This is a genomic window from Hydrogenophaga aquatica (assembly GCF_054780915.1).
Genome location: NZ_BAAGVK010000020.1, coordinates 1 through 19,761 on the forward strand (window position 1 = coordinate 1; position 19,761 = coordinate 19,761).

The following is a 19,761-nucleotide window of genomic DNA, read 5'->3' on the forward strand; positions in this document are numbered from 1 at the left end:
CATGCCCACCGGGCTCAACAACCAGGGGAGCATTGTGAGTGTTGTGTTCCACACGAAATGACGAAGGACCCCGGGCAGCTCAATGGGCCTGTGCTGGGCCTGTACGGCGGGGCGGACACGGGCATTCCGCTGGACACCGTGGAGCAGATGAAGACCGCCCTGAGCGCAGGCAATGCCGCAGCCAAGGCATCGCAGTTCGTGGTCTACCCCGATGCGCCCCATGCCTTCCATGCCGACTACCGGCCCAGCTTCCGCAAGGAGGCGGCCGAAGACGGCTGGAAGCGTTGCCTGGCCTGGTTCGCACAGCACGGCGTGGCCTGATCCAGTGTCCGGGATCGGGTAAAGTCGGGTTTTCCCCGACTGCCCTTTCCCCAATGACTCTCCTCGCAATTCTTGCCGGCACCGTGATGGCAGGTGTCGGCAGCGTCTGGCTGGCCGCCGCACTTGGCCTGGGTGTGCTGGCACGCTACACACAGCACATGCTCAGCCTGGCGGCAGGCGCTTTGCTGGCCACCGCGTTCATGCACCTGCTGCCCGAGGCGTTTGAGAGCGAGGCGAGTGCCCACGAGCTCTTCACGCTGCTGCTTGTAGGCGTGGTGTTCTTCTTTCTGCTGGACAAGGCGGAACTCTGGCACCACGGCCACGAGCATCACCAGGAGGAGCACCCATCCCACGGGCACCACCATCATGGGCATGCGAGCGCTCATGCACATGCAGGGCATCACCACCATCACCATGGCCACGAGCACGGCGCGTTGCGCAGCGGCGGCTGGAGCGTGCTGGCGGGTGACAGCGTGCATGCGTTTGGTGATGGCGTCCTGATCGCGTCAGCCTTTCTGGCGGATGTGCGTCTGGGGGTGGTTGCGTCGCTTGCCGTGCTGGCACACGAGGTGCCGCACCATATGGGGGATCTTGTGGTCCTGCGCGAAACCTCGGGCACCCGCCGCGCCGCGCTCATCAAGGTGTCGCTGGCGGGCACGGTCACGGCGCTGGGCGGTCTGGTGGGCTACGCCCTCGTGACCAGTCTGCAGGACTACATTCCCTACTTTCTGGTGGCTGCGTCCAGCAGTTTTGTCTACGTGGCGCTGGCCGACCTGATTCCCCAGCTCCAGCGCAAACTCAGCCTGCGCCAGACGGTGGCGCAGATCCTCTGGCTGCTCATCGGCATTGGCATGGTGACCCTGGTCAGCGGGGTGGCTCACGCCCACTGAAGCCCGTGCACCGGGTTTGCCGCAGTTCTTTGGGTGTTGCTATAGTTCAAGCAGCGCCTGGGCTCCACAATAGGGTGGCCCGTGCGATCCACAAACCGCACTGCACGCCTTGATGCAAAGACGTCATCTCATGCTGGCTGGAGCTGCCGCCACCGGGTTGGGCTGGTCGGGCTGTTCGCCGCGCTTTGCTCCGCTCACGGTCAGTGCGCATGCCTGGATCGGCTATGAGCCCCTGTTCTACGCCCGGCAAAAAGGGTGGACGGCGGACATCCTGGCGCGCTTGACGGAGGTGCCTGACGCGTCCAGTTCCATGCACGCGCTCGTGGCTGGCCTGGCCGAGTGCGCCGCCCTGACTCTTGACGAAGTCATGCGGGTGCGGGAGTCCGGAGTGGACATGCGGGTGGTCCTGGTGTTCAACGTCTCCGAGGGTGCGGACGTGGTCCTAGTCAAGCCCCACATCACCCGGGCAAGCGACCTGATAGGCCGCACCATCGCCGTTGAAAACGGCGCCCTGGGCGCCCTCATGCTTGCCGAATGCCTCAAGTTCCTGGGCCTTGATGCGGCGCAGGTGCGCGTGCAGACGGTGGGTTACGACGGACATGTGGATGCTTGGGCGATGCCCCAAGTGGATGCGCTGGTGACCTACCAGCCGGTGGCCGCCCGTCTCAATCGCCTTGGTGCAAGAACCATTTTCGACAGCAGCCGCATTCCGGGCCGCATCGTGGATGTCCTGGGTGTGACGGAGCAGGCCCTGCGCCAGCGCCGCGATGACGTTTCGGCGCTGGTGGCGCTGTACTTCAGGGTTGCCGAACTTTGGCGGTCAAACCCGGGTGACGCGATGGCCTGGCTGTCGAAGCGGCTGCACATGGAGCAGGCGGACATTGAGCTGGTGCTCAAAGGCCTCAACCTGCCGGATCTGGGCGGTAACCGCAGACTGCTCGGTGGCAGCGGTGCCGGCCTGCAGCCGCAGGCCCGTTCCCTGGCCGAATTCATGCACGCCAGCGGTTTGCTCAGCAGCCCGCATGACGTGAGCAACCTGTTCGATGATTCCGCCCTGCCGTCGTCTGGGAGCGCCGCATGAAGGGCCGCTGGTCTGCGCTCACTTGGCGCCTGCCCCTGCTGGTGTTGCTGGCGATGGCCTTGACCTTGGTGTTTTCGGTGGGCGTGGGCTGGTGGCAGCAGCGTACCGAGCTGATGACGGAAGCCAGGGTCTACGCGCGTCAGGATGCCGCGCGGCTGGTCCGTACCGCCGAGAAGCTGTGGCCTTCGGACACCACCTACCTGCAGCGTGAGCTGATGTTGTCATCGGCCGAGCGTTCGCATGGCGTGACCCTGCTGCTGGACGCTGACGGCATCGTGCTGTTTGCCGATCGCAGCGAATGGGTGGGGCAGCAGGCAGCCGGGCTGGTGCCCGGTCTTGGTGTGGAGCGCCTGCAGCGCGCGCAGCGCTCGGCCGTGGCGGACGTGCAAGACCTCGATGCAGGTCTGGTGACCGTGCTCATGCCTTTTCAGTTGCCTGCTGCGCCGGGGCAGATCGTCAACCTCAGGCGCGGGGCGGTTTACCTGGAGGTGGACCGGCGTTGGCAACTTTCCGAAATGTTTTGGCGGGAGCTGCTCCTGCGCTGGCCGTCGGCGGTGTTCGGCCTGCTTGCTTCCGTTGCGCTGGCGCTCTGGCTGGGCCTGCGGGTGGGGCGTCCGTTGGCATACCTCTCGCGCGTGGCCCGGCGCGTTGGCAAGGACCAGTACGCGCCAGCCTTGTTCGTCAAGCAGTCTGAATCGCTGCCCCCCGAAATCCGCGAGCTGGCACGCAGCCTGCAGGACATGACCGACCAGTTGCGAGAGACGTCCCACGATCTGGAGACCATGCTGAACACAGGGCACACCCTGATCTGGCTGGCCGACCCGCAAGGGATGGTGACATTCTTCAACACCGCGTGGCTGTCCTTCACCGGGCGCAGCCTGGAGCAGGAACTGGGAGAGGGCTGGATGGACGGGGTGCACCCGGACGACCTGGCCAAGGTTCGCGAGAGTTATTCCCAGGCCATTGCCGCGCGCCAGCCGTTCACGCTCGACTACCGGCTGCGGCACGTCAGCGGCGAGTACCGCTGGGTGCAGGACGATGGCAAACCCCGCTACAACAGCCTGGGCGAGTTCATCGGCTACCTGGGCAACTCCTGGGATGTTTCCGAGAGGAAGCAGACCGAGATGCGGCTGCGCCAGCTTTCCCAGGCGGTGGAGCAAAGCCCGGAGAGCATCGTCATCACCGGACGGGACGGCCGGATCGAATACGTCAACGATTTCTTCGTACAGAACAGTGGTTACTCCCGCGACGAACTGATCGGTCGCAGCCCGGCCATGCTGAGCGCGGACCGCATGGCGCTGATGGCCTACGAAGAGCTTGGGGCCGCCCTGGGCCGCGGCGACATCTGGGAGGGGGAGCTTGTCAACCGGCGCAAGGATGGCACCGAGTACGTGCAACACGCCATCATCAGCCCCATCCGTGACGGCCAGGGCAACGTCACCCACTACCTGGGCGTGCAGCAGGACATCACCGAGCGCAAGAAGACCGAGGCCCGCATCCACACGCTTGCCTATTTCGACAGTCTCACCGGGTTGCCCAACCGCACCTACCTGCTGGAGCAGCTGGAGCAAGTCCTGACCCATGGGGCACCGCACCGCCGGGGGGCGCTGGTGCTGCTCAACATCGACCGCTTCAAGCACGTGAACGATGCGCGCGGCCAGGCCTTTGGCGATGCCCTGCTGATGGCCGTGGGGCAGCGCCTGCAAGCCCTGGCGCCTGCCGACACCGTGCTTGGCCGCCTCTCGGCCGACGAGTTTGGCTTTGTCTGGCCCTGGCCGGTCAAGAGCGTAGCGCCCGCGGTGGACGCCTGGGTGCAGGATCTGCTTGATGCGTTCCACCAGGAGCTGGACGTTCAGGGTGACCATGTGCAGGTCAGTATCAGCGTGGGCGTCAGCTACTTCGATTCCGCCTACGCGGAACAGGTGCTGGACGTGCTGCGCCAGGCCGATACCGCTTTGCACCAGGTGAAGCGAGCGGGGGGCAACGGTCATGCCTTCTACGAGGCGCACATGGCTGAACTCGCCCGCCAGCGCTTCGAGTTGCAGCGGGATCTGCAGCAATGCGTGGAGCGCGGGGAGCTGGCACTGTACCTTCAGCCGCAGGTGGATGCGCAAGGCAAGATCGTTGCCGCCGAGGCCCTTCTGCGCTGGAATCACCCCGAGCGGGGCATCGTCCCGCCCAACCTTTTCATCCCTATCGCAGAGGAAACCGGCCAGATCGTGTCCATGGGCGCTTGGGCGTTGCGCGAGGCGGCACGCCTGATACACGCGTTCGAACGCGCTGGCACGCCGTTGCGCGTGGCTGTGAACGTGAGTCCGCGCCAGTTCTCACACAGCGGTTTTGTAGACATGGTGCGTGAGATGCTGGCGCGTGAGGGAGCGCAGCCGTCCTTGCTGATGATCGAGGTGACCGAAAGCCTCATGATCGGTGAAATGCAGCAGATCGTGGCCAAGATGAACGCTCTGGCAGCGCTCGGGGTCCAGTTCTCGGTGGACGATTTCGGCACCGGGTATTCCAACCTGTCCTACCTGAAGCAGCTGCCCTTGACGGAGCTGAAGGTGGACAAGAGTTTTGTGCAGGACCTCACCACCAACCCGAACGATGCGGCGTTGATCGAGACCATCATCGAGATGTCGCACCACCTCGAATTGAGTGTCGTGGCCGAGGGCGTGGAGACCCAGGCCCAGGCGGAATTCCTTCGCGCGCACGGTTGCGACCTGCTGCAGGGCTACCGTTTCGGTCGACCTACACCGGCGCAGGACTGGTTGCGCTGCGTGCAGGAGGAGGGCGTGTTCCCCGCGCAGGCGGTCAAGGCCTGACGCGAGGCGTCAGCCCCGAGCGCAGGGCATGCCAGCGGTGTTGCACCACTCGCTCCAGCTCCCTGGGAACAGCGTGGTGCGGCCCAGTCCGGCAATCTCCATGGCCAGCAGGTTGGGCACGGCCGTCACGCCGCTGCCGCACTGGTGCACCACGCTTTGCGGCGCCCGTCCGGCCAGCAGTGCGCTGAATTCTGCACGCAGCTGGTCGGCAGGCTTGAAGCGCCCGTCGGGCTGGAAGTTCTCGGTGAACGGGCGGTTCAGCGCGCCAGGAATGTGGCCCGCCACGGGGTCGAGCGGTTCCACGTCGCCACGGAAGCGGGGTGTGGCACGCGCGTCCAGCACCGTCTGGGTTGGGGCACCCAGGCGTTCGCGCACCTGCTGTGCCGACGCCGTCGGGGCCTTGGGCTCCAGGGGGTGAAAATTCCCGGCAGCCGGTGCCGTTGCGGGTTGTCCGCTTTCCAGCGGGGCGCCGCTGGCCGTCCAGGCGGGCAGACCGCCATCAAGCACGGCCACCGCCTCGTGTCCGCACCACTTCAGCATCCACCACAGGCGCCCGCAGACGTTTGCCCCCTGCCGGTCATAGACCACCACCTGCATGTTCTGGTTCAGGCCCAGGGCACGCATCCGGCTGGCAAAGGCGTCGCGGCTGGGCAGGGGGTGGCGGCCACCCGACGCGGCACCGTCTGCCCCGGGGGCAGCGCTCAGGTCGCGGTCCAGGTGCACGTAGATGGCGCCAGGAATGTGCCCCAGGCCATACAGGGTCTCACCGGCGCCAGGGTTGGTCAGGTCGAAGCTGCAGTCGAACACCGCCACAGGAGTGCCACTGGCACGCAGGTGCTGCAACTGCTCGGCGGTGATCAGGGTGGAGTAGGTGGGTTGGGTCATGCGTGCTCCTCGGCAGGCAGCTTGGGGATGGCGCGTTCGCGCAGGAAGGTGGCGGCAACGCCGCTGGCCACGATCAGGGCCATGCCCAGCCAGCCAGCCGCTGGCAGGACGTCGCCAAAGACGGTTATGCTGTAGATGCCCGCGAACGCGATGCCGAAGTACTGCAGGTTGGCCACCACCAGCGTGGCGCCACTGGCGTAGGCGCGCGTCATGCAAAGCTGGCCGAACACCGCCAAAAGACCAATGGGCAGCAGCCACAGGGCCGAAGGCCAGTGCCATGCGCTGGCGCCAACCACGGCCATTCCCGCAAAGCCGACCAGGCTGGCGCCGATGGAGAAGTAGAACACCGTGCGGCTTTCCGGTTCACCCACGCGTGAGAGCGCCGCCACCTGCAAATAGGCGAAGGCCGAGAACAGGCCTGACATCAAACCTGCCAGCCCGCCCGCGACCTGGTTGTCATCGAAGGTGGGGCGCAGCACCAGGGCCACGCCCGCGAAGCCCGCCAGCACCGTCAGGAACAACGGCCCCTGCTGGCGCAACTGAGCCTGACTGCGCTGCAGCAGCAAGCCGCCGCCCAGCAGGAAGGCCGCAATCCAGATGCTGCTCATGTAGTTCAGCGTCATGGAGGTGGCCAGGGGCAGGCTGGCGATCGCATAGAACCAGGTGACCAGCGCGATCACGCCGACCATGCTGCGCCAGACGTGCATCATCGGCACGCTGGTGGCCAGCGAAACGCCACGCGCCCGCGTGAGGCCGACCAGGAATACCGCCCCGATCAGGCCGCGGTAGGCCACGATCTCGAAACTGTTGAAGTGTGCCGAGGCAAACTTGATGCACACCCCCATGCTGGCGAACAGGAAGCCGGCCAGCACCATCCAGAGCGCCTGGATGGTGCGGACTTCGGCAGGCCGGTGGGTGTGTGCCGAGGCGATGGCTCAGCCCTTCAGGTGTTCGCCCAGCCTGGCGCGGTACCACTCGTGGAAGTGCTGCATGCCGTCTTCCATGGGGCTCTGGTAGGGGCCGACCTCGTTAGCGCCACGCTCCAGAAGGGCCTTGCGGCCAGCATCCATGCGCTCGGCGATCTCGTCATCCTCGATGCAGGTCTCCATGTAGGCGGCGCGCTGCGCCTCAATGAATTCCGGCTCGAAGGCCACGATGTCTTCGGGGTAGTAGAACTCCACCATGTTCAGCGTCTTGTCCACGCTGATGGGGTGCAGGGTGGACACGGTGAGCACATGCGGGTACCACTCCACCATGATGTGGGGGTAGTAGGTCAGCCACACGGCACCCTGCTCGGGCAGTTCGCCGTTGCGGTACTGCATCAGCACGTCGTGCCACTTCTGGTACACGGGGCTGCCGCTCTTGCCCATCAGGTTCTGCACGCCCACGGTCTGCACCGAGTACTCGGGCTTGAACTCCCACTTCAGGTCGTCGCAGGTCACGAAGTTGCCCAGTCCGGGGTGGAAGGGCACAACGTGGTAGTCCTCCAGGTAGACCTCGATGAAGGTCTTCCAGTTGTAGTTGCACTCGTGCAGCTCCACGTGGCCCAGCACCATGCCGTCGAAGTTGAGCGTGCTGCGCGGGCCCATGTTGGCCAGATCGGCCTCGATGTCACGGCCGTTGTCTTCGAACAGCATGCCGTTCCACTCGCGCAGCGGGTAGCGCTGCAGGTTCAGGCAGGGGTCTTGCGCAAAATGCGGCGCGCCGATCAGTTCGCCAACGTTACCCATGGCAGAGCCGCCGGAATACGTCCAGCGGTGCAGGGGGCAGACGATGTTGCCGCCCGCGTGGCCGCTCTTGTTTTCGCCAAGGTTGCCGCGGCCCTTGAGCATGACGGCCTGGCGGTGGCGGCAGACGTTGCTGACGAGTTCCACGCCATTGGCGGTGCGCACGAGTGCGCGGCCCTCGCCCTCCTGGGGCAGGGCAAAGTAGTCACCCACGTTGGGTACGGCGTTCATGTGCCCCACATAGCGGGGCCCGCGCTGAAAGATGGTCTCCAGTTCGCGCTGGAACAGCGCCTGGTCGAAGTAACTGGAAACGGGCAATTGGCTTGCGGCCTGCTGCAATTGAAGACTCAAATCAGACATGGTGGTCCTGACCTAAAGACTCCCCCTATGAAGGGGCAGGGAAGCGCTTTAATTGATACGAATGAACGGATCAGCGCGGGAAGGGTGAAACAACTCCCATCGAGTTGAAAAGGGGACCGGGATTGTACCCCGGGGGTGCCAAGACCGCCGGCGGTCCGTGCTAAAGCTTCAGGCGATGCGGTTGAACCACCACAAGGACAACGTCGCCGAGCACAGGGCGAGCAGTGCGCCCAGCAGGGCCAGCAGGCCAGAGACCTCGGTCTCTTTCGTCTCCACGGTCAGGCGCGAGCCCAGCGACTCGTAGACCTGGCGCAGGTTTTCTGCGGTGCCCGCGTAGAAGTATTCGCCCAGCGTGCGCTGGGCAACCTCCTTGAGGGTTTCCTCGTCCAGGCGAACGCGCATGGACCAGCCTTCAAAGCCGATCGTCTCGCCTTCCACGGTACCCACACCCACCGTGTAGATGCGCACGCCGCGTTCGGCGGCCATCTGGGCAGCCTCCAGTGTGTCCACCCCCGTGGTGCGCTGCCCATCGGTGAGCAGGATGATGGCGGCCGAGTTGTAGGAGCCGGGCGGCACCGGCGTGTGCGCCGGGCGGTCGGTGCGCTGGCTGTCGATGGACCTGCCGCGCTGGCTGCTGTTGCCGTACATCATCTCGGACAGGTCTATGCCCGCATCTGGAAACAGTTCGGCCAGCGACACCACGATGGCGCTGCCGATGGCGGTGGCGCGTTGCATCTGGAAGCGGTCGATGGCTGCGACCAGGTCCTCACGGCTCAGGGTGGGCGGCTGCACCACCTGGGCGGTCCCGGCAAAGGCGACGATCCCGACCTTCACATGGCGCGGCAGTTCGGCCAGGAAAGCCTTGGCGGCGTTTTGCGATGCCACCAGGCGGTTGGGTTCCACATCGGTGGCGCGCATGCTGCCCGACACGTCCATGGCCAGGATGATGGTCTGCTGTGTGTTGGGCAGCGTGAGCGTGGCGTAGGGCCGGGCGGCCGCCACCAGCATGCTGGTGATGGCAAGCAGCAGCAGCACCGCTGGCACGTGCCGCCTCCATGCGCTGGTGCCCATGGCCTCCTTCACCAGCGACAGGCTGGCGTAACGCACGGCCATCTGCCGCTTGCGCCGCAGCATCCACAGGTAGACCGCCACGAGCAGTGGAATGGCCAGCAGCAGCCACAGCAGCTGGGGCCACAAAAAGGTCATCAGCGGTTTCATGCCTGTCCTCCCATGGCGCTGAGCGTGCCGGGGGTGCCGGGCGGGCGGCGGCGCCGCATGGCAGCCAGGCGCAGCAGGGCTTCACCGAGGTCGTCTTCCGTGGAAAGCTCCAGCGTGTCCACCCCGGCCAGTGCCAGTCCAGCGCGCAGTGCTGTCTCGCGTTCGGCCGCAAGGCGTGCAAAGCGCTTGCGGAACCCCGCATCGTGGGTGTCCACCCACACCCTTTCGCCGCTTTCCGCATCGCGCAAGGGCAGCATGCCCAGGTCCGGCAGGTCCAGCTCCAGCGGGTCGAACAGCCGCAGCGCCAGCACGTCGTGCTTCAAGGCCAGCTGGCCCAGCGGGTGCTCCCAGCCTGGTGCACTGATGAAGTCGGACACGAGAAACACCGCAGAGCGCCGCTTGCACACCTGTGCGGAAGAGCGCAACCAGTCGGTCAGGCGCGTTTCGGTGGGGGCGTTTTCCTGTTGGGGGGCCTGTCCCGCGTCAATGGCGTGCAACAGGCGCAGCACCTGCTGGCGGCCGCTGCCCGGCGCAATGACGCGCTGGGGCCCGTTGCCATACACCAGTGCCCCCACCCGGTTGCCGTGCCGGGTGAGCAGCCGCGCCAGGACGGCCACGAATTCGACCATCACCTGGTGTTTGCTGCGCGTGGCGGCCCCGAAGGACAGCGACGGGCTGCAGTCCAGAATGAACCAGGCGACCAGGTCACGGTCTTCCAGGAACAGACGAACATGGGGTTGCTGCAGTCTGGCGGTCACGTTCCAGTCGATGCGCCGCACGTCGTCGTGGGGTTGGTATTCGCGCAGGTCTGCCAAGTCCAGGCCGCCACCACGCATGTAGGTGCGGTGGTCGCCCTGCACCAGCCCGTCCAGCCGTCGCAACACCGTCCATTCCAGGCGCCGCAGCAGGGCATCGGCCCCCTCGGCCGCGTACGAAGGCTGCGCTGGTGTCTCCGGCGGGTCGTTGGCGGCAACACGGCGTTTCCACCACATGGCTGTCTCCGGTGTCAGGCGGCCAAGGCCGTGGGTGCGGCCTGTGCTTCGTGTGCCAGGGGTTTTGGCGGCGCGGCAACCCGGGCCATGATCTTCTGCACGACTGCGTCGGCGGTCAGACCTTCCGACAGGCCCTCGTAAGACAGCACCAACCGGTGCCGCAGAACGTCGGGCACCAGATCGGTCATGTCCTCGGGCAAGGCGTATGAGCGCCCTCGAAGCAGGGCCAGCGCGCGCGCGCCTTCAGTGAGCGAAATGGTGGCCCTCGGGCTGGCGCCGAAGGTGATGAACCGCTGGAGTTCGGTCAGGCCATGCTGTGCTGGTCTGCGCGTGGCCGACACCAGCTTCACCGCGTACTGGACCAGCGCCGGGTCCACATACACCTCGCGGCAGCGCGCCTGCAGGGCGGCCAGTTGTTCGGTGCTCGCCACCGGTACCACGTCGATGCGGGGGCCGGTGACCCGCTCCACGATCACAGCTTCCTCCTCGTCGGTGGGGTAGTCCACCAGTACCTTCATCATGAAGCGGTCCACCTGGGCTTCCGGCAGGGGGTAGGTGCCTTCCGTCTCGATGGGGTTCTGCGTCGCCATCACGAGGAAAGGGTCGGGCACGCGGTGCGTCTCTCCGGCGATGGTCACCTGCCGCTCCTGCATGACCTCCAGCAATGCGCTCTGCACCTTGGCTGGCGCACGGTTGATTTCGTCGGCCAGCAGCAGGTTGGTGAACACCGGGCCCAGCGTGGTCCCGAATTCGGCGGTCTTCTGGTTGTAGATGCGCGTGCCCACAAGGTCTGCCGGCACCAGATCGGGGGTGAACTGGATGCGTTTGAACTGCCCGTGCATGGCCTGTGCCAGCGTCTTGATCGTCAAGGTCTTGGCCAGCCCTGGCACGCCCTCCACCAGCAGGTGTCCCTGGGCCAGCATGGCCACCATCACCCGTTCCAGGAAGCGGTCCTGCCCAACCACCACACGTTTCACTTCGTAAAGGATGTGCTCCATCAACTGGGCGGTATCTGCGGGCGGTGTGAACGGGTTCATGGCTTGCCTTTCATGCCTGAAGGGTCAGAACGGTGGGAGGCCAACGGCAGACGCCGCGCTTTCGATCGGCACGGCAAAGCCTATGCCCACAAAGGTGCGTTGCCGGTTTGGGTTGTAGATGGCGGTGACGATCCCGACCACCTCGCCACCCATGGTCACCAGCGGCCCCCCCGAATTGCCTGGGTTGGCTGCCGCGTCGAACTGGATCAGGTTGTCCATCGACTGCTTGCCATCGGGCGACTCGAACGACCGCTGCAGCCCGGAGACCACGCCAGCCGATACCGATGGCCCGATACCGAAGGGAAATCCCACGGCTGCCACGTGGTCGCCGGGGCGAAGGTCGCCTGTGGAGATCAGTGTAGCGGGCAGGAGATCGTCCGGGACTTCGTGTGCCTGCAGCACGGCAAGATCGTGCTCGGGCTGCGCGCCGATCAGGCTCGCCGTCGTTTCCATGCCTTCGTGAAACGTCACCTTCAGCGTCTGCGCACCCGCTGCCACATGGAGGTTGGTCAGGATCACACCCCTGTCGACGATGACCACGCCAGTTCCCACGCCATGCTCGATCTGTTCGCCGCTCTTGGGGTCGGTCACGTAGCCCGTCACCCGCACGACCGACGGCAGCACGGTTTCATAGGCCCGTGCAACCGCTGACGGCAACACCTGTTCGCTCAAGGTGTGAATCACCGCGTCGTCAATCATTCGCTGGGTGACGGCGCGTCCGGTCAATGGCTCGCGCCACAGGTTGAGGAGCAGCAACACCCCCAGCAGTGCCATGCCCGCCCACAGGCTGGCGGGTCGGCCCGCCAGACTCGCGATGCGGTCGCGCCAATGCGGCGTCTGGGTGACCGTGCCTGCCTCAGGCGCGCCCGCCACGGTGGATGATGGCGCGTGCCGTCCGCTGTAAATCGCTGCGCGTCTCATGGCTCGCTGGCCAGAGGGGGGGTGGTCATGCCGCACTCCTCCTGAGGATGGTCGAATGCCCATTGTGGCAGGACGCCCGCAAAATGCCAGTGTCTTTCTCTGGCATGCACGCACTGCAAGCGGGGGCGGCGCGCACGGGCGGGTCAAGCCCGCAGGGAAAAGCCTAAAATCGAACGTTTTCCGACTTTCATCCAGACATGCCCAAGACATCTGCGTCGTCCGGCGCCTTGCCACTGCCCGATACCTACGAAGCTGCCTTGCAGGAGCTGGAGAGTCTGGTTGCCCGCCTGGACGCCGGCCAGCTGCCGCTGGACGAGTTGTTGACGCAGTACCAGCGCGGCGCGGCGCTGCTGCAATTCTGCCGCGCCAAGCTGGACGCTGTCGAGCAGCAGATCCAGGTGCTGGACAACGGCGAGTTCAAGAACTGGACCGGAGGCGCATGATGCAGGCAACGCAGGCAGCGCTCGATTTCCCGGTCTGGGCAGAAGCGCAACTGGCCCGAGTGGAACGGGCGCTGGATGGCTGGGTTCCCGCCGATGCGCCAGCAGGCCTGGGAGACGCCATGCGCTACGCCGTGCTCGACGGCGGCAAGCGCTTGCGTCCGCTGCTCGTGCTGGCAGCGGCGGAGGCCGTTCACGGCAGTTCCCTTCAGGGCAAGGCCGAGTCCGCGGCCTTGCGTGCCGCGTGCGCCCTGGAACTGGTTCACGCCTACTCGCTCGTGCACGACGACATGCCTTGCATGGACAACGACGTGCTGCGCCGAGGCAAACCCACGGTTCACGTGAAGTTCGGCGAGGCCCAGGCCCTGCTGGCAGGTGACGCGCTGCAGGCCCTGGCCTTCGAGTTGCTGACGCCAGCGGATGGCAGCCTTGACGACGCGCAGATGGCCAGTCTGTGCAGGCAGCTGGCGCTGGCCGCCGGGCACCATGGCATGGCCGGTGGCCAGGCCATCGACCTTGCGGGTGTTGGCCAGGTGCTGAGCCAGGCGCAGCTGGAAGAAATGCACCGGCGCAAGACCGGGGCGCTGCTACTGGCCAGTGTGACCATGGGGGCCACCGCCGCAGGCGCGCGTGCCGACACGTTGCCAGCGCTTGCGGCATACGGCCGGGCCCTGGGCCTGGCCTTCCAGGTCGTGGACGACATCCTCGATGTGACCGCTGATTCTGCAACGCTGGGCAAGACCGCAGGCAAGGATGCCGCGGCCGACAAGCCCACTTTCGTTTCCCTCCTGGGGCTGGATGGCGCGCAAGCCTATGCGCAAGGGCTGCTGGACGAGGCGCATGCCTTGCTGGATGCCAGCGGCCTGCCGGACACCCGTGCCCTGCACGCTATCGCCGACTGGGTGGTGCGCCGCACCCATTGATGCCGCGCCGCAACCGAGAACCTGACCAATGAGTGGCCTGCTTTCCACCATCAACTCTCCCGCCGACCTGCGCCGTCTGTCGCGCCAGCAACTGCGTCCACTGGCCGATGAACTGCGCGAATTCCTTCTGCACAGCGTGGCCAGGACGGGCGGTCACCTGAGCTCCAACCTCGGTACGGTGGAGCTCACCGTGGCCCTGCACTACGTATTCAACACCCCGCACGACCGCGTGGTGTGGGACGTTGGCCACCAGACCTACCCGCACAAGATCCTGACGGGGCGGCGTGACCGGATGGGCACCCTGCGCCAGCTCGGTGGCATCAGCGGCTTCCCGCTGCGCAGCGAGAGCGAATACGATGCCTTCGGCACGGCCCACTCGTCCACAAGCATTTCAGCCGCGCTGGGCATGGCGCTGGCTGCCAGGCAGCAGGGGGAGCAGCGTCACTCGATCGCCATCATCGGCGACGGCGCTATGACGGCCGGCATGGCATTCGAGGCGTTGAACAACGCTGGCGTGGCCGATTGCCGCCTGCTCGTCATCCTCAACGACAACGACATGTCCATCAGCCCGCCGGTGGGAGCGCTCAACCGCTACCTGGCGCAACTGATGAGCGGGCGCTTCTATTCGGCCGCCAAGCACGTGGGCAAACAGGTTCTCAGCGTCGCGCCGCCGCTGTTCGAGCTGGCCAAGCGGCTGGAGGAACAGGCCAAGGGCATGGTCGTGCCCGCCACGCTCTTCGAGAAATTCGGTTTCAACTACATCGGCCCCATCGACGGGCACGATCTGGATTCCCTCATCCCCACGTTGCAGAACATCCGGCACCTGGAAGGCCCGCAGTTCCTGCACGTGGTCACCAAAAAAGGGCAGGGCTACAAACTGGCCGAGGCGGACCCCATCGCCTACCATGGTCCCGGCAAGTTCGATCCCAGTGTTGGTCTGCAGAAGCCAGCCAGCCCGGCCAAGCCCACCTTCAGCCAGGTGTTCGGCCAGTGGCTGTGCGATATGGCCGAGCAGGACAAGCGGCTGGTCGGCATCACCCCGGCCATGCGCGAAGGCTCAGGCATGGTGGAGTTTCACCGCCGCTTTCCCGACCGCTATCACGACGTTGGCATCGCCGAGCAGCATGCGGTCACCTTTGCAGGCGGCATGGCTTGCGAGGGCGTGAAGCCGGTGGTTGCCATCTACTCCACCTTCCTCCAGCGCGCTTACGACCAGTTGGTGCACGACGTTGCGTTGCAGAATCTGCCCGTCGTGTTTGCACTGGACCGCGCAGGCATCGTGGGGGCTGATGGCCCGACCCATGCGGGCGCCTACGACATCCCGTTCGTCCGTTGCATCCCCAACATGGCCATGGCGTGCCCGGCAGACGAGGCCGAGTGCTATCGCCTGCTAACCACCGCCTATGGACAGAATCACCCCGTGGCAGTGCGCTACCCGCGCGGCTCCGGGGTGGGCACGCCGCTGCCCGCCAAGCCCGAAAGCCTTCCCTACGGCAAGGGAGAAGTCCGCCGCCAGGGCAAGGGCCTGGCCATCCTGGCGTTTGGCACGTTGCTGTATCCGGCGTTGAAGGCGGGTGATGCCCTCAACGCCACCGTGGTCAACATGCGTTGGGCCAAGCCACTGGATCTGGAGCTGCTGAAACAGGTCGCTGCAGAGCACGAGGCAATCGTGACGGTGGAAGAAGGCGCCATTGCTGGTGGTGCTGGCAGTGCAGTGCTGGAAGCCCTGCAGGCGCAAGGGTTGAGTCTGCCCGTGCTCAACCTGGGTTTGCCCGACCGTTTCATCGAGCATGGCGACCCTGCCAGGCTGTTGTCCATGCTGGGGCTGGATGCCGAAGGCATCGAGGCCAGCGTGCGTGAGCGCTTCGCCGCACTGGTCGGGACAGCAACGCATCCCGTTGTTTTGAATTGAGCCTTGGGGGGCTTGAAAATATTTCAGGCCTAACGCTTCGCGCTCAGGGAAAACCCACCCGGTTCGCGGCGGCACGCTCCGTACAATCTGCTTCACCTTGACGGCGCCACCGCACCTGCGATGCCTGTCAAGCCCATTCGTCGAGATCAAAAACTTCAACCTGGAGTCAAGCAGTAATGGATCGTCGTTCCCTGATCAAAAACGCCGGCGTCGCCGGTATCCTGGCCGCTGGTGCCGCACCTGCCGTACACGCCCAGGCTCAAGTGCGTTGGCGTCTGGCCTCCAGCTTCCCCAAGGCGCTGGACACCATCTACGGCGCTGCCGAGGTTTTTGCCAAGCACGTGAACGCCATGTCCGGCGGCAAATTCCAAGTCACCGTGCACCCCGCAGGTGAACTGGTGCCCGCGTTCGGCGTGGTCGATGCCATCCAGCAAGGCACCATCGAGGCTGCCCACACGGCACCGTACTATTTCTTCGGCAAGGACGACACTTTCGCCCTGGACACCGCCATTCCCTTCGGCCTCAACAGCCGCCAGATGACGGCGTGGCAATACGAAGGCAACGGCATCAAGCTGTTCCGCGAGTTCTACTCTCAGTACAACATCGTCAACTTCCCGATGGGCAACACTGGCGCCCAGATGGGCGGCTGGTTCCGCAAGGAAATCAAGGGCGTGGCCGACCTCAAGGGCCTGAAGATGCGCCTGGGCGGCTTCGTGGGCAAGATCCACGGTGCTCTGGGTGGCGTGCCTCAGAGCATCCCCGCTGGCGAGATCTACCAGGCGCTGGAAAAGGGCACCATCGACGCCGCCGAATGGGTGGGTCCGTACGATGACCAGAAGCTGGGCTTCAACAAAGTGGCCAAGAACTACTACTACCCCGGCTGGTGGGAAGGCGGCCCGCAGCTGACCCTGTACTGCAACACCGCAGCCTACAACGCTCTGTCTGCAGAGAACAAGGCCATCGTCGAGTGCGCTTCTGCCATCGCCCACACTACGATGCAGGCACGTTACGACGTGCTCAACCCCACTGCACTCAAGCAGCTGGTGGCTTCCGGTGTGAAGATCCAGGCCTTCCCCAAGACCGTGATGGACGCCGCGTTCAAGGCTTCCAATGAGCTTTACGCTGACCTCAGCGCCAAGAACCCGAACTGGAAGAAGATCTACACCGATTACGCCAACTTCCGCAAGGACGCCAACCTCTGGTTCCGCTTCACGGAAGCTTCGTTTGATCGCTACATGCAGAGCGCCAAGCTGTAATATCGGTATTTTTGGGATGAGGCCCCGCTTCATGCGGGGCTTTTTTCGTAGCAGACGGAGCAAACATGCCGTTCTTGATGAAACTTTCACGTGCGATCGATGCCTTCAATGAGGCCATCGGGAAGCTGGTCATGTGGCTTATCCTGGCGGCTACGCTGATCAGTGCGGGCAACGCCATCGTTCGAAAGGTTTTCAATACCAGTTCGAACAGCCTTCTGGAGATTCAGTGGTACCTGTTCGCCGCTGTCTTCATGCTGGGTGGAGGCTACGCCTTCCTGCGCAACGCTCACGTTCGCATCGATTTCATCTCCAACAAATTCGGCGCACGCGGCCGCAACTGGGTCGATGTGGTCGGTATCGTCGTTTTCCTGTTCCCCCTGTGCTGGATGATGGGAACCCTTGGCTGGCCGACCTTCGTGCAGGCCTGGGTGTCCGGTGAAATGTCGTCCAACGCCGGCGGCCTGATCCGCTGGCCGGTCTATGGCCTCATTCCCCTTGGTTTTGCCATTCTGTTCCTGCAAGGGATTTCCGAGTTGATCAAGCGCTTCAACTTCCTGTTCTTCGGTGGTGCCGATCCTCTGGCTCACACCGGGCCGAGTGAAACCGAGCTGTTGGCCAAGGAAATCGCCGAGGCCGAACACCAACAGACCGGCTCGGCAGCCGGTTCGCAGCCCCGTCAACACTGAGCGCGACCACCATGATTGAACTCGTTTCTCAGAACTTTGTGCCCGTGATGTTCGCGGGCCTGCTGATCTTCCTGCTGGCTGGTTTCCCCGTCGCGTTCTCGCTGGCGGCCACCGGCCTTTTCTTCGGCCTGATCGGCATGGAGGTGGGGCTGTTCCCACCCAACCTGTTCCAGGCCTTGCCGCTGCGCGTGTTCGGCATCATGCAGAACGACACGTTGCTGGCCATTCCGTTCTTCACGCTCATGGGCATCATCCTGGAGCGAAGCCGCATGGCCGAGGACCTGCTTGAGACCGTCGGTCAGGTTTTTGGCCCCGTGCGGGGCGGTCTGGCGGTGGCGGTGATCATGGTGGGCGCACTGCTGGCGGCAACCACCGGCGTTGTCGCCGCAGCGGTCATCTCCATGGGCCTGATTTCCCTGCCCATCATGCTTCGCTACGGTTACAACCGCACGATTGCCACCGGGGTCATCACCGCGTCGGGCACGCTGGCGCAGGCCGTGCCTCCGTCGCTGGTGCTGATCGTGCTGGCTGACCAGCTGGGCCGTTCCGTGGGCGACATGTACGCCGGTGCGCTGGTTCCCGGGCTCATGCTCGTCGGTCTCTACATTGCTTTCGTTGCGGTGGTGGCCATCGTCAAGCCTGGTTGGGTGCCTGCGTTGCCCCAGGAGGCACGCATCTACACCGAGGACAGCGGCGCCAGCGGACACCGCTCCCTGCTCGTGTTGCTGGCCGTTTGTGCCTTGGCCAGCTATGGCTGGGCCAGCATGCACGAATCGATCATGAACCCTTGGTTGGGCCGCGAGATGGCCGCGCCGAAGGACGAGATCGTGATCATGTCCACGACGGTCGGCTCCTTCCTGGCCCTGGGCCTGGCCCTGCTGAACCGCCTGTTCCGGCTGAACCTGCTGTCCCGTCTGGCGGAGCAGGTGACCTTTGTGCTGATCCCCCCGCTGGTGTTGATCTTCCTGGTGCTTGGAACGATCTTCCTGGGTGTGGCCACGCCAACGGAAGGCGGGGCCATGGGCGCACTGGGTGCGTTGATCATGGCGGGTTCACGCAAGCGGCTGTCCATGCCTCTGCTCAAGCAGGCCCTGGAGAACACCACGAAGCTGTCCATCTTCGTCCTGTTCATCCTGATCGGCTCCACCGTGTTCAGCTTCACGTTCAACGCGGCAGACGGTCACATCTGGGTTGAGCACCTGTTCGACAAGATGCCTGGTGGCGCGCTGGGCTTCCTGATCGTGGTGAACATCCTGGTGTTCATTCTGGGCATGTTCATCGATTTCTTTGAAATCGCGTTCATCGTGATCCCGTTGCTGGCGCCTGTTGCCGACAAGCTGGGCATCGACCTGATCTGGTTCGGCGTCATCATCGCCATGAACCTCCAGACCTCGTTCCTGACCCCGCCGTTCGGTTTTGCGCTGTTCTACCTGCGCAGCGTGGCCGCGCGCAACGACTACACCGACCAGGTGACCAAGCAGCGCATCCCGGCCGTCACCACGACGCAAATCTACAAGGGGTCGATTGCCTTCATCGTCCTGCAGCTGATCATGGTTGCTGTGGTCATCACCAACCCTGGCCTGGTCACCGGCAATATCCAGAAGGCGCAGTCTGTGGACGAGTCCCAGGTGACGGACATGCTGCTCGACATGGCGCCGGCTCACGACCCCAACGGCGAAGAGGACGAGGCGGACGAAGAGTCTTCGACCGAGGAGGGCGATCAGCCCGCCGACGCCGAAGGCGGCGAGTCCGACCCCATGAAGGACCTCATGGAAGACATGAAGAAATCGTCGAAGTGAGGCCTGGCCGTGCGAGTGGATCTTCAGATTCTTGATGCCCGGCTGAAGGAGCAGCCCCCAGCCTACGCCACCGCAGGCAGCGCAGGCCTGGATCTGCGCGCCTGCCTGGACGAGCCCCTGACGTTGCAGCCCAACGCCTGGCAGCTCGTTCCCACAGGCATGGCGATACATCTGGCAGACCCGGGTTTCGCTGCGCTCATCCTGCCCCGTTCAGGGCTGGGCCACAAGCATGGCATTGTGCTGGGCAACCTGGTGGGGCTGATCGACAGCGACTACCAGGGCCAGTTGATGGTCAGCGCCTGGAACCGCAGCGACGTGGCCTTCACCATCCAGCCGATGGAGCGCATTGCGCAACTGGTCGTGGTGCCCGTGGTGCAGGCGCAGTTCAACGTGGTCGACAGCTTTGCCGTAGCCACCGATCGCGGCGCGGGCGGCTACGGTTCCACTGGTCGGGGGTGAACGGGCTGGCCCGGTGCTTCGGGCCGGCCAGCTTG

General features: G+C 64.8%; 17 protein-coding genes and 1 pseudogene. 11 read left to right on the forward strand and 7 right to left on the reverse strand.

Annotated elements, in window-relative coordinates:
- Positions 1–75: 75 nt before the first annotated feature.
- The 4 genes and pseudogenes from ACYVHH_RS15015 to ACYVHH_RS15030 form a co-directional block, all read left to right on the forward strand.
- Positions 76–321 (forward strand): annotated as a pseudogene (locus ACYVHH_RS15015) (dienelactone hydrolase family protein); the annotation flags it as partial.
- Between the two features lie 53 nt (positions 322–374).
- Positions 375–1,211 carry a ZIP family metal transporter gene (locus ACYVHH_RS15020; protein ID WP_460566009.1) on the forward strand — a complete coding sequence of 279 codons (837 nt, stop codon included), beginning with the start codon at positions 375–377 and terminating at the stop codon, positions 1,209–1,211.
- Positions 1,212–1,323: 112 nt separating this feature from the next.
- Positions 1,324–2,292 (forward strand): ABC transporter substrate-binding protein, encoded by a 969-nt coding sequence (locus ACYVHH_RS15025; protein ID WP_460566010.1) that lies wholly within the window; start codon positions 1,324–1,326, stop codon positions 2,290–2,292.
- On the forward strand, positions 2,289–5,111 hold the full coding sequence (locus ACYVHH_RS15030) for a bifunctional diguanylate cyclase/phosphodiesterase (protein WP_460566011.1): 2,823 nt from the start codon (positions 2,289–2,291) through the stop codon (positions 5,109–5,111). Before ACYVHH_RS15025 ends, ACYVHH_RS15030 begins: the two co-directional genes overlap by 4 nt.
- Positions 5,112–5,120: 9 nt before the next feature.
- Here the strand turns inward: ACYVHH_RS15030 and ACYVHH_RS15035 are convergent, their stop codons facing one another.
- The 7 genes from ACYVHH_RS15035 to ACYVHH_RS15065 form a co-directional block, all read right to left on the reverse strand.
- Complete coding sequence (locus tag ACYVHH_RS15035) at positions 5,121–5,996, reverse strand: sulfurtransferase (protein ID WP_460566012.1); 876 nt, start codon at positions 5,994–5,996, stop codon at positions 5,121–5,123.
- Positions 5,993–6,886, reverse strand: coding sequence for a DMT family transporter (locus ACYVHH_RS15040; RefSeq protein WP_460566063.1), 894 nt, complete (start codon positions 6,884–6,886; stop codon positions 5,993–5,995). Before ACYVHH_RS15040 ends, ACYVHH_RS15035 begins: the two co-directional genes overlap by 4 nt.
- 45 nt (positions 6,887–6,931) lie before the next feature.
- On the reverse strand, positions 6,932–8,083 hold the full coding sequence (locus tag ACYVHH_RS15045; RefSeq protein WP_460566013.1) for an aromatic ring-hydroxylating oxygenase subunit alpha: 1,152 nt from the start codon (positions 8,081–8,083) through the stop codon (positions 6,932–6,934).
- 168 nt (positions 8,084–8,251) lie between these two features.
- Positions 8,252–9,289: a VWA domain-containing protein gene (locus ACYVHH_RS15050; protein ID WP_460566014.1), complete on the reverse strand. Its 1,038-nt coding sequence runs from the start codon at positions 9,287–9,289 to the stop codon at positions 8,252–8,254.
- Between the two features lie 8 nt (positions 9,290–9,297).
- Entirely contained in the window at positions 9,298–10,293 is a 996-nt protein-coding gene (locus tag ACYVHH_RS15055; RefSeq protein WP_460566015.1) for a DUF58 domain-containing protein, read from the reverse strand.
- Positions 10,294–10,307: 14 nt separating this feature from the next.
- Complete coding sequence (locus ACYVHH_RS15060; RefSeq protein WP_460566016.1) at positions 10,308–11,330, reverse strand: AAA family ATPase; 1,023 nt, start codon at positions 11,328–11,330, stop codon at positions 10,308–10,310.
- 24 nt (positions 11,331–11,354) lie between these two features.
- Positions 11,355–12,251 carry a S1C family serine protease gene (locus tag ACYVHH_RS15065; protein ID WP_460566017.1) on the reverse strand — a complete coding sequence of 299 codons (897 nt, stop codon included), beginning with the start codon at positions 12,249–12,251 and terminating at the stop codon, positions 11,355–11,357.
- Between the two features lie 197 nt (positions 12,252–12,448).
- Here ACYVHH_RS15065 and xseB point away from each other — a divergent pair, with 197 nt between their 5' ends.
- The 7 genes from xseB to dut all read left to right on the forward strand — a co-directional run bounded on the left by xseB (position 12,449) and on the right by dut (position 19,726).
- Positions 12,449–12,694, forward strand: a complete 246-nt coding sequence (gene xseB / locus ACYVHH_RS15070) for an exodeoxyribonuclease VII small subunit (protein WP_460566018.1) — start codon at positions 12,449–12,451, stop codon at positions 12,692–12,694.
- Positions 12,691–13,614 carry a polyprenyl synthetase family protein gene (locus tag ACYVHH_RS15075; RefSeq protein WP_460566019.1) on the forward strand — a complete coding sequence of 308 codons (924 nt, stop codon included), beginning with the start codon at positions 12,691–12,693 and terminating at the stop codon, positions 13,612–13,614. The genes xseB and ACYVHH_RS15075 overlap by 4 nt, the downstream gene beginning before the upstream one ends.
- A 28-nt stretch (positions 13,615–13,642) precedes the next feature.
- The gene (dxs, locus tag ACYVHH_RS15080; RefSeq protein WP_460566020.1) at positions 13,643–15,526 is read left to right on the forward strand and encodes a 1-deoxy-D-xylulose-5-phosphate synthase; all 1,884 of its coding nucleotides are present in this window, start codon (positions 13,643–13,645) and stop codon (positions 15,524–15,526) included.
- Positions 15,527–15,702: 176 nt separating this feature from the next.
- Entirely contained in the window at positions 15,703–16,782 is a 1,080-nt protein-coding gene (locus ACYVHH_RS15085) for a TRAP transporter substrate-binding protein (RefSeq protein WP_460566021.1), read from the forward strand.
- A 65-nt stretch (positions 16,783–16,847) separates the two neighbouring features.
- The gene (locus ACYVHH_RS15090; protein ID WP_460566022.1) at positions 16,848–17,468 is read left to right on the forward strand and encodes a TRAP transporter small permease subunit; all 621 of its coding nucleotides are present in this window, start codon (positions 16,848–16,850) and stop codon (positions 17,466–17,468) included.
- An 11-nt stretch (positions 17,469–17,479) separates the two neighbouring features.
- A complete protein-coding gene (locus tag ACYVHH_RS15095; RefSeq protein WP_460566023.1) occupies positions 17,480–19,267 on the forward strand; it encodes a TRAP transporter large permease in 1,788 nt (595 codons plus the stop codon).
- A gap of 9 nt (positions 19,268–19,276) precedes the next feature.
- Complete coding sequence (gene dut, locus ACYVHH_RS15100) at positions 19,277–19,726, forward strand: dUTP diphosphatase (RefSeq protein ID WP_460566024.1); 450 nt, start codon at positions 19,277–19,279, stop codon at positions 19,724–19,726.
- The last annotated feature ends 35 nt before the right edge of the window (positions 19,727–19,761 follow it).